Below are 10,488 nucleotides of genomic sequence, written 5' to 3'. Positions count from 1 at the left end.
GTCAATTCAGCTGCTTGTTCTTTAGTCGGCTTTAATTTCACTTTGAGTACTTTAACACAGGACTTTGTCTGTTCTTTTTTCACTCGCTTCACCTCTATCACGAATACAAACGTGTGTTCTTTTTGTTAACTTTAGTATATCACTCCATCAACGGAAAGGCTAGAGAAATGTACACTTATTTTTAAAAGAAAAAGAAGACAAAACAATCAGACATTTATCTCAATGTACGCTCTCATCCCACGATTAAAACCGTGGGCTTTCACGCTTGATAGTTCTGTAAAAAGAGCGAATCTGAATTGTCAAATAAGTAAGCAATGATTCGATTTCTCTGAAATTTTTATGTCAATATAAATCATTGAAACTATACATTCTTTTTAAAAAAATATACTGCCGAGATTAAAGACAGTGCTTATTTTAGTCGTCAACTGATATTTGTTAAAACGGCAAATCGTCATCTGATGTAGTTTGTTGTGAATTCTTTTCTTCGTCAAGTAAACCTTGTTCTTCTGCTTCTTCCATAGTGATTCCATACGGGGCACCACCACTTGTATATCCCGCTATAAAGTAATACCCATAATATTCTTCTTCAGTCATCGTTTCAATTTCACTGTTTTTCTTTTTTCTTTTATTCTTTTTATATCCCAAAAATAGACACCCCCAAACTATAAGGAACTTCCTAATTATAGACAGTACCCCACTCTATACTAAATCTATTTTAAATGCTTCTTTTTGAACGTCAGTGTCATCGTACTCATTTTCCATAACAAAGTAATAAGTCTCGTAAGGATTATACTTTTCATTTAAAAGGACAAACTTTTCTGTAACGACACGTTCATCGCTGCTAGTCATTTCACTATCCGCAATCAAAACAACTTCGTTAGAAATTTTACGTCCTTGATCGTCTTCGAAGTAAAGTTTCAAACGCTTTTCCTTCTTCTGCTCTGAGACAGCTTCGAGCTGCAAGAAGTTTAGCCAAACCACATTGTTTGTGATGACTCGTGTTTGACTAACCAGACTGACTTCGACTTCTGGTATTTCATTTTTACTTCTATCCGTTTTTATGCGTAGTAAAGGAACCATCATTTCCTGTGGTAAATGGCCACCATGTACATATTGATATCCTCCACCTTGTAAGGCAAATCGGTTAAGTCCTCTTGGAACAGTGACATAGCCTGCCCTATCTAACCGTTCAGATAAAGTAAAGCTCAATCCACGACTCGCATCTTTTTCAGTTTCTGATAGGATGAAGCGTTTATTTTTAATCCACGCATCCATTTCACTATCCAGCTGTACTTTTGCACTAGTAGGTATTGGCGAACGAGTATAAAGGTACCCGTGATCGGCTGTAACCAAGAAAGAACTGATACTTAATTCATTAGTTAAACGATGCATGAGTTGTTTTATTTCAGAAATCGATTCCTTCGTAGCTGAAATGACTTCGTGCTCTGTTGGACGATTATCACCTATCGCGTCTACTTTGTTGTGATAAATATACACCACTTTTTTTCTGGAAAATGTTTCTCTCAATTCATTCATATTCATCTGATGGATACGCTCCGTATGAATCGCCAAGGATTCCGAGTGAGCTTTTTCTTTTAACAGAGCTTCCCTATTATCCAACCCTTTAGTCGATTGCCCATCCACTAGCACTTCTCCACTTTCTAACAACTGAATGGAGTCATGTGGGAGGAGATTAGCCATCCCAAGAGATGTAATAGAAGGCAACTCTGTCTGCATCCAATCCATTTCTCCATTGAAACGTGTCTCTTTCGTTAACTCTAAAAACAGTTCTTTCCCTGCTTCATAACGCAAGCCATCTGAAATGAAAACCACAATACGTCTGTCTTGAATCACATACGGTTTCACTTCTTCTTTAAAGAAAGACTGCTGAAGTTTTTGCGAATGGCTATTTAACTGATTCGCGTAATACCGATCCCATTTTTTTGTGAAAGATGGTAAAAATCGGTTCGTATACAGCCGTTCCATGTCATCTTTTAGAGTACTCGCACTCTCTTTGAACGCATCAGATAACTGATCCCAGTACGTATAGAGCTTTCTATAAGCTTGATCAATATGATAAGTAGAGTTAGCGTAATCCTCCCATATCTCTTCTGCTGTCGTCAGTTGAGAGAATCGTTCATCAAATTGATTCATATAGTGAGACAGTTTGATGCTCCAGCTAAGGAAATGATACACCGAACGGAAATGTGGATACCAGAATGTGTTCCTTCGCTTAGACAAGAGCGGCGACAACCGCTCATAATCGGTCGCTTGTAAACGAATAGCTTGAATGGTCTCTTCAATAAAGGCATAGTCAAAGTATTTAAAGGTCTCTAAACGAGCCAAATCGGTACTGGCTAAGTGTTGTATATGATCACCTAACTGAATGCGATCTTCCACGACAGTGGAGACGAAGGCATAACTGTCTTCTTTATTTTTCTTATTCATCCATTGATTGATGAAAACAACTACCGCATTGTTTTTTGGCAGTAAATACGATTGGAAGGCTTTGGGCGACTGTTCTTCTAATTCAGTACATAAGTAAGTAATAAAGACTTGTCGCATTAATTCTTCCACAGATAAAAAACCTGAATGACTAGTTGAAGGTCCGTAACCAAATAAGGTATCCATCAAGTCCCAAAACCGGTCTTCGTTTCCGAATTTAATAATGGCTTCCCATTTATCCGAATTATCCTCGGCAGCTTCTTCAAAGAGTTCAATTAAAACACTCATCCAGTTAGGTGAAGATGCTTTGGTTAAAGTAGCTAACACACTGTATTCCAGAGTTTCTTGATTTTGAAAAGGGGTCTGATGAAACAGACGAGTGAAGCGTGTGAGACGCTCTTTTGACCGGAAAAAGGTAGCATACTGATCAATCAAATCAATGAGCTCTTTATTATCCGACTCAATCCCTAGAGTTAAATAGAGCTGACTTTTCGCATCCACTTTTAACTCTTCACTATATAAGACCACATCAATCAAAGGATTATCACCTAAAGCCGGTCTATCCATTACAAAGTAGAGAAAAAGGTTCTCGTTAACTAATTCTTTTTCGATAACATAATTAGTATGGAAATAATTGGACGGAGTTACTTTTAAAACCTCACAGTTCCCACTTTCTTTACTCCATTCAGTAATGCTCTCTAAATAAGTTTCTTCTTCGTCATATAAATAAAGGATTTTACGCCTTTCTCCGTCTTTTAAAGGAGCAGAGAAAGCCTCTTCTATTCGTTTGATTACGTCACTGGTCATGTGTTCACCACCTTTATAGTTTTTCAAAGATATTTTGTTTAATTGGTTTCGGTGATTGGCTTGTTAGAACTTCATTGTCTTGGAATTTCTCATAATTGACCTTCACACCATCATCTAGATCTAATTCAATTTGCTTTCTGGCCACATGGTTAACTACCTCAGAATATCTCGCCAGTTCTTCCCTGTCTTTCATATGATTTTCGATGACTTTCTGTACACGGGCTTTTTGTTGGTCTGTACTTGTGTCATCATTTAGAATTTGTTCTTCATAACCGATCATATTTTCCAATACTTTACTTTCTTGTAAAATGTAATCGGTACGGAGTCGCCCAATGGTGTTCTTGTCGTAGCGATGCAAGTACATCAGACCTTTAAAGGCACCCCGTCTTCCACTAGTGAACTGCCAGTAAATCGGACGTTTTTGGTACGTGCGAACATGGTCTTTATAGAAGTCTTTTATAAAGTATTCGCGGATGCGTTCTCTGGAACTTTGATTGGCTTTTTTCTTTAAAGCTTCTGCAATAAATGAAAGATTTTCTTCTAATGATTCTTTTCCGTAAATAGTCTCTAGCAAATCTTCAACTTTTTTCACTATATCATCTTCAAAATACTGATCTTGAGTAATGGGGATTATATTATTTGCATCTGGTTGATAGGTCTCAAACAGACTGGCATCCCACTCTCCCCCAGCATAAGTCAAGCCTTTTTTATCTAAGGAATAACGACCAAACATTAACCCGACAAGATAGGATAAGAAACTTTTCACATCTCTTTCCTTATTTGCTTTTCGAACGGTTACATCTTTTTCTTCCACCTCAGGAGTCAATTCATCTTGAAGACCATAAATATCGATAAAGATACGATTCAGTTCTTCTTCATTTTCTTTAAGTTGGTAGAAACGCTCTTTGGCCACTTCTTCCCATTTATTAAAGCTGTCTTCAACCATTGAAGAATCATCTTTGTAAGTGAGAAATGGATGTTCTTCAAAATCCCAAGAGGTTTCAAACGAGTCCCAGTCAGATCTAGAGGATCTAATATTTTTCTCAACCAGTGGAACTATAGTAGTAATAATATTATTATCTCTCAAAACTGGAAAGTTCTGAAAATTTCCAACTTGGAGATTTAACGTTGGATTCATCATTTTAAAGATATAGTTTGATATGGGTGTACTTAATAATCCTAGTAAATATTTTAAATCAACACTACTTTCTGTAAATGCTGACATACCAGCAACATCAAATAAACTTCCTTCTTCTCTATATCTTATCGAAAATCCGCCACTTGTTATTAATGACCATGTAATTGATTCTCTAAAATAAAATTCTGTGTTTTGGGGTCTAGATCGTACTTTACCACGGTCATCTGTGAAATTCCTAATTTCAAATCCATCTTTTTCCCAATTAACAACATAGTCATAATTTCCATACCATTTTCTAAAAGCTCCACCTTTATTGTATGGGAACCATTTTAGCTTACTTTCTTTAGCCTCTTGTCTATTTCGCAGCGAATAACCTATCAAATTATTATTAATCTCGTACCACATTCTTATGAATCTATCATTATCTGCTGTCGCTAAACCTTGTTTAGGATCAGCAATATCACTTAGAGGTACACCTTTTGTAAAAGCATTGATAATCATATCAGAAGCCCAATACGCTATCGGACTTCCTGGGATTTTGCTAAAGTTATCGGAAGTAATTTCATTGTACCTATTTTCTTTTATTGGAAAAGTTAAAGGCTTATTATCCTGAATGTTTTCTAACTTCACATAATGGTACTTACCGCTGTAATTATCAATATGTTTTCTAAAGATAGTAGCTGCTGTACCAAATGCAATGCCCATAACCATGTTATCCATATGAGTCATTGAAACTATTGAATATTTTTTTAATAAACTCGTTCTAAACTTTTCATAAGATGATAAAAACATCCATGATTGCATGGTTACATTTGCAACAAAACCACTGGAAGATGTCATATTAAACATCTGCTTCATCATAACTGAGAACAAGTCACTTTTCTCATCTTTATAATTTTTATTTATATATTTTTTCAGCTTTGCGTCCATACCTCTGTTACCCATATAAGGTGGATTGGTCACGACTACCTCGTATTTCTTTGCTAGCAACTGATATTGTTCGATAAGTTCTTCAATTAAAGGAAACACATACTCAATGAGTTCATCGACAAAGATACTTATCCCAGAATCATTTCTGAAATAATCCATTTGTTCCTTTATGAGTTGAGTATCAATTTCAGGTACTTGAATAATAGAACCGTATAGTTTTGCATCAAAAAAGGTAGTGTATAAAGATTCTATAGCTTCTTGTACTCTGTCGTTATTTTTCGAGAATAACTGAAGCTGTTCTTTAGTAATAGAGTTACTTTCTTCTATGCTGTGAACATGAACAGAATAGTCTCGGTTAAATAAGCGACGATCGTATTCTCTTGCTTTCATTATTACAGCAAAAGTCGCTAGCTGGGCCGCACGTTTATCTATGTCCAGACCATAGAGATTATTCTCAAGTATTAACTGAGGTATTTCTCTTTCACGATACCCTCGAGATAAGTAAAGTTTATAAAATACTTCAAATGCGTACACCAATATATGTCCTGAACCACAGCTCGGATCAAAGAAAGAAATCTTTTCGACATTTAGATTTGGATCAGCTAAAGCTTCTATTTGCCTTCTCACTTCATCGGTTTGTTCAGCATCTTCCAGATAATAATCTAAAGTCTGTTTAAAGTCTTCGTCCGGATGTGACTCTAACCATAAACGGCCTAAGGAATTGTCTACCATATACTCTACAATCCATCTCGGAGTGAATAGTTGAGTTGCTGGACCGATTTCTTGCTTACCAATTTTTTTATTCTTTTTTAGATTGGCAAATACAGCGTCTTTTTGTTCCGAAATATAAAACTGATACAACCACCCAACAATTTCGACTTCTTTCCAGTCTTCTTCGTCAACCATAGTGACAATATCTCTTACAATACTGTTTTCGTTAAGTAAGTTGTTCGGTATAAGTAAGGCCAAATCATCTGTAATCGGATCAAAGACATTGGGTAATATCTCACCTAGTTTAATACTCTGCTTGATGAGTAAGTACTCGTAGAGTTGGTTTAGTTTGTTGCTGTCTTGTAAGTCATAAATGCGTTCTAAATCCATATCTAACTCATCCACTAGAGAGGTTGCATGCGTTAAGGCATCTGGCTCTACTTTCTGTGCATTTTCTGACGATAAGATGCGCATATGAATAGGTAAAAAGTCATTGACTTCCATATACCGCATGGCGACGAAGCGGTTAAACCAAGTATAAGCCGCTTCGTCCATAACGGTTTGATAGCCATCATGTGTAATTCTATTTTTCAAATGATTATATTGCTTTAATTCCCGTTCACCCATAACTGTGCCGTTTACGATTAAACCGTCTTGCAGTTCTTGTAAGGGTTGAATACCTTTTTCAGTGATTCCAAAAGTGTAAGCTTTCTGTTTAATAGCTTCTTCTAACTTGCGACGGGCAGTTACGGCAAACTTTTTTAATGCTGCTTTATTCATAATTAACTCCCTTACATAATTTGAATGACATCTGTCTCTTTTAATTCTTCCATCAATTTAGCTCTTACTGTTTCGACATATTCATCGACGTCTTCTTTTGTTTTTAATCGCGCAATTTTTCGTGGCAATAGATGCTCACGAGGTAAAATACTAATTTTATCTTCTTTCAATGGCTTTTGAGGTTCAATTTTTTCAGTACTTGATTCCGTTGACTCTGTTGAAGATACATTGTCTACCTTCTCAGGAGTCTTTCCGACCTCTGCTTTTTCTCTTTCCGCACTTTGTCTTTCCTCTTCTTGTCTTTTAAGAATAGCGGTTCTCGCATCATTAATACTTCTAAAGACGGATCGTTTGATTTCCGTACTTTCCTGCTCGAAAGATTTAAGCAGTTTGACCGTATTTGCTTGCTGTACTTTCTGCTCTAAATCATTCATTTTAAATAAATAAATATTGCGCTTAATACGGTCGTATTCTGGATAACCGTTAATCGTTTCTAACTCTGCTTCGATATCTTGTCTGTCTTGTTCGATCGCTTCTTTAATAGGATGAGCAACAACGTCCAGGACATGTCCCAACTCCATATTGAAACGGTCAATTAACTCGTCTAGATCTTTTATCTTACTATAAGGACGAGGCATCGAGAGTATTTCATCTATTTTACTCATGATAAAATCAATTTCTGGATTATTTAAATAGTTACGATCTTTTTCATATAGCTCTTTACGCTCTTGTGCCTTATTGTAAAGGTCTTTTTTATTATTGTGAGGAGAGAAGAAATCTTTCACATCTTCCAAATCTTCAAATAGCTCAATAAAGAGCTCTCCTTCTTTAGCAAAGTACTTTAAGAAATCAACGGATTCTTCTATTGAGAGTAAGCGATCCATCTCTTTTAGAGCTTCTCTTACTAAAGGACGATCCGGGTAAACCCCTCTTTCATAGTAAGAATAGATTCTTTCTAGGACTTTTTGTTCTTTACTGAATTGATCATGAATAGTTTGATAGATTTCCTCTTCTTTATCTCCTAAAGAAACGACTGAAAAGAGCTCTTTCGTATAGTCTCTGACTTTTCTTACTACAACAGGATCCAGCACTTCACGAATGGTTACAATAATTTTCTCCTGACTGCTTTGGCGTCTAATCGTTTGTAGGAAATCATGTTCTGTTGGAGACAGTTTGCGTCCATTAAGTGTAAAGGTCAGTTTTTCAGTTTTAATTAAGTGAATCAAGCTAGCAAAGATATCCAACTCTTTCCAGCCATAAGGTTCTTTCGTAAAACGACTGACAATGTCATGTAAGGTCAGCATACGATTTCGCTCATGTTGTCTATCTAAATAGGTCGCCATCTCTTTTGTAGCCATATGATTGTCATCTGTCAATTCTTCGAGTAATTCAATGTCTTGTGAGTAAATGACTTTCTCAATTGCTTCTCTGTCATAGTTTTTTTGAATATACGTGATTTTTGGATAGATTGTTTCGACTAAGACACGTAAGCCTTCTTCGATTCGTTTTATAGGGGTGCCACTCGCTTCAACTATAGAGCCATTGACATAGAGGGTCGCATCCTGAACGGCTTGTTCTAACTTTTGTGTAAAGACATCTTCTAGCTGCTTTCTCTCAGATCCTTTACGCACTAAAATCTCTTGAAGTAAAGGTGTTTTGGCTTGTCCACTTTGCGTTCTTAAGTACTGATTCACTCTTAGGAGATTACGTAAATCTGCAAAGTTTTCTCTTTCAGGTAACTGAATGAACACTTTTGATTCTTCGCGCTGAGATAAAGCCATAACTTCAGGCTCTTCAGTAAAATCTGAATAGACAGATAAGAAACGCAGGCCTAAATCTGTCGATGCGTTACGAATAGAACGGTCGTCTATCCATTGGGAAATATCGATTAAATACTCCATTTGTGGTTTGTCTTGAAAAGGACGATAAGAAAATCGTTTCAGTCCTAAGATATCATCCACTAGTCGTCTTCCAGCTTCAAAGACAATTTCAGAAGTAGGAATGTGAATGTTCCCAATTTCTCGGTTTACGTCCTGCTCTTCATTCGTTAAGAATAAATACGTGTTTCCAATTCGTTGAATAAGAAATTCCTGTTCAAGTTTATGAAGAGAGGCACCGACTCGTTTGCTCAAGTCAAGCGTGTCTTCATCAAGTGTGCTAATCATTAAGGTCGTTAGATTCTTAAGCGTTCCAGGCATTTCATCCACATAACGAATTAAAAAGAGTAGCTTTAATACAGAGACATCAAAGTCATTCAACGATTCGTTTTGTTCGGCTTTTATAATGGTGGAACGAACAGAGTGTTCTAAAGCCTGATCAATACTTTCATAGAAAGTATAAAATGGAATCAACGTATCTAAATTATTGTCTTTGTATTCAATCGTCGCTTGCTGAATAGATTCTAACAGGTTTCTTTCTCCATCTGATAAGTGCTTCCCTGAAGATCCGTGCTCTCTAATCCCTGTAAAGACTTTTTGAAGCAGGTTAAACTGATAAGGAATAAAAGGATACACTTTTGCAAAGTCATGACTGTCTCTATAAAAGCGCATAGTCGCTGCTTCTTCAAATTCCAACTTGTTTTTTAAAGCCACTTCATGATCGTCATATAGATTAGTTAAGGTCACAAAGGGTTCAGCTTTCTTCTCAAGCAAACGGATCTTAATGACTTCATCCGCATTCGCACTACTTAAGCTGACACGTGTATTAAAGCGTCCCTGAATTTTAGAAAAATCCGTTGAAGAGAGTTCTTCTCTTAAACTGTCAATTTCTTGTTGAGACGTCACAAGGACCCATACTTTTCCGTGACAGTATTTGCCTAAATCTTCTACAACTGTTTGTAAGTTAAGCATCAATTGTGTATTACCTGATACATACTGCCCGACTTCATCTGCCGCAAAGACCAATCTGAAATCATCCGGTTGCTGGTCGATATAGCGCTTGATGCGTTGGGCAAAACTGTCGACAGAAATACTGTAGTCTGTTTCTCCATTTTCCAGCCATTTGGTGGCACTGTCTTCTGAAATATCGGTAGCTTTTGCTAGTGCAGCGACTGTTTCATCGAAATTATAATAAAGCTCTTCTCTGCCCTCTCTCCAGCTTAACCCTGTTTCTTCTTCAAAATAATACTGGAACCGATCATAATGACCTCTGTTCACTATGGTTTCTTCAAGTTCAGCTAACCATGGAATACTGGCTGAAAAACCTCTCATTTCATTGAATACTTTATTGAAGACTTTAACGATGGCTGTTTTATTTTGTTTGCTGTCCGAATCAGCTTTCGAATCGATGTTGAATAACACCACTTCGCTCGGGTGTTGAGATACTTCTATCATCTTATTCAATAAATCTGGGTTATTATGTAATTTTTCTTTAAAGTAATCAACTGGTCGTTTGCCATCTATTTCAGTATCAGACTGTAATAAGTAAGATAATATTTTTAGAAAGTGAGATTTACCAGATCCAAAGAATCCGGCTATCCACACGCCCACTTTATCAGTCGGCTTATCAAACGCTCGAAGGTAGGATTGGTAAAAAGTTTCGAAGTGTTTATTTAATTCCTGAGTAACCACATATTCTTCCAGTTCTTGATGCATGCTTTCTTGGTCTTTTTGACCTATCTTAATAACCCCTTGAATATCACGGGTAATATCTTTTTTAAATAACTGTTCAATACGCAT

General features: G+C 36.5%; 4 protein-coding genes. All 4 read right to left on the bottom strand.

Features of this window, described 5'->3' with window-relative positions:
- Nucleotides 1–435: 435 nt before the first annotated feature.
- Genes ABDZ53_RS02125 through brxC form a run of 4 tightly spaced genes read right to left on the bottom strand, consistent with a single transcriptional unit; the run spans nucleotide 436 to nucleotide 10,488 of the window.
- Complete coding sequence (locus tag ABDZ53_RS02125; protein ID WP_343753506.1) at nucleotides 436–645, bottom strand: hypothetical protein; 210 nt, start codon at nucleotides 643–645, stop codon at nucleotides 436–438.
- 54 nt (nucleotides 646–699) lie between these two features.
- Nucleotides 700–3,252 (bottom strand): BREX-1 system phosphatase PglZ type A, encoded by a 2,553-nt coding sequence (pglZ, locus tag ABDZ53_RS02120; protein ID WP_343753504.1) that lies wholly within the window; start codon nucleotides 3,250–3,252, stop codon nucleotides 700–702.
- 13 nt (nucleotides 3,253–3,265) lie between these two features.
- Complete coding sequence (gene pglX, locus ABDZ53_RS02115) at nucleotides 3,266–6,811, bottom strand: BREX-1 system adenine-specific DNA-methyltransferase PglX (protein ID WP_343753502.1); 3,546 nt, start codon at nucleotides 6,809–6,811, stop codon at nucleotides 3,266–3,268.
- Nucleotides 6,812–6,822: 11 nt separating this feature from the next.
- A complete protein-coding gene (gene brxC, locus ABDZ53_RS02110) occupies nucleotides 6,823–10,488 on the bottom strand; it encodes a BREX system P-loop protein BrxC (protein WP_343753500.1) in 3,666 nt (1,221 codons plus the stop codon).

It is taken from the genome of Alkalibacterium iburiense, assembly GCF_039521845.1.
In the GTDB taxonomy this organism is placed as follows: domain Bacteria; phylum Bacillota; class Bacilli; order Lactobacillales; family Carnobacteriaceae_A; genus Alkalibacterium; species Alkalibacterium iburiense.
This window is presented reverse-complemented; position numbering and strand designations above follow the sequence as displayed.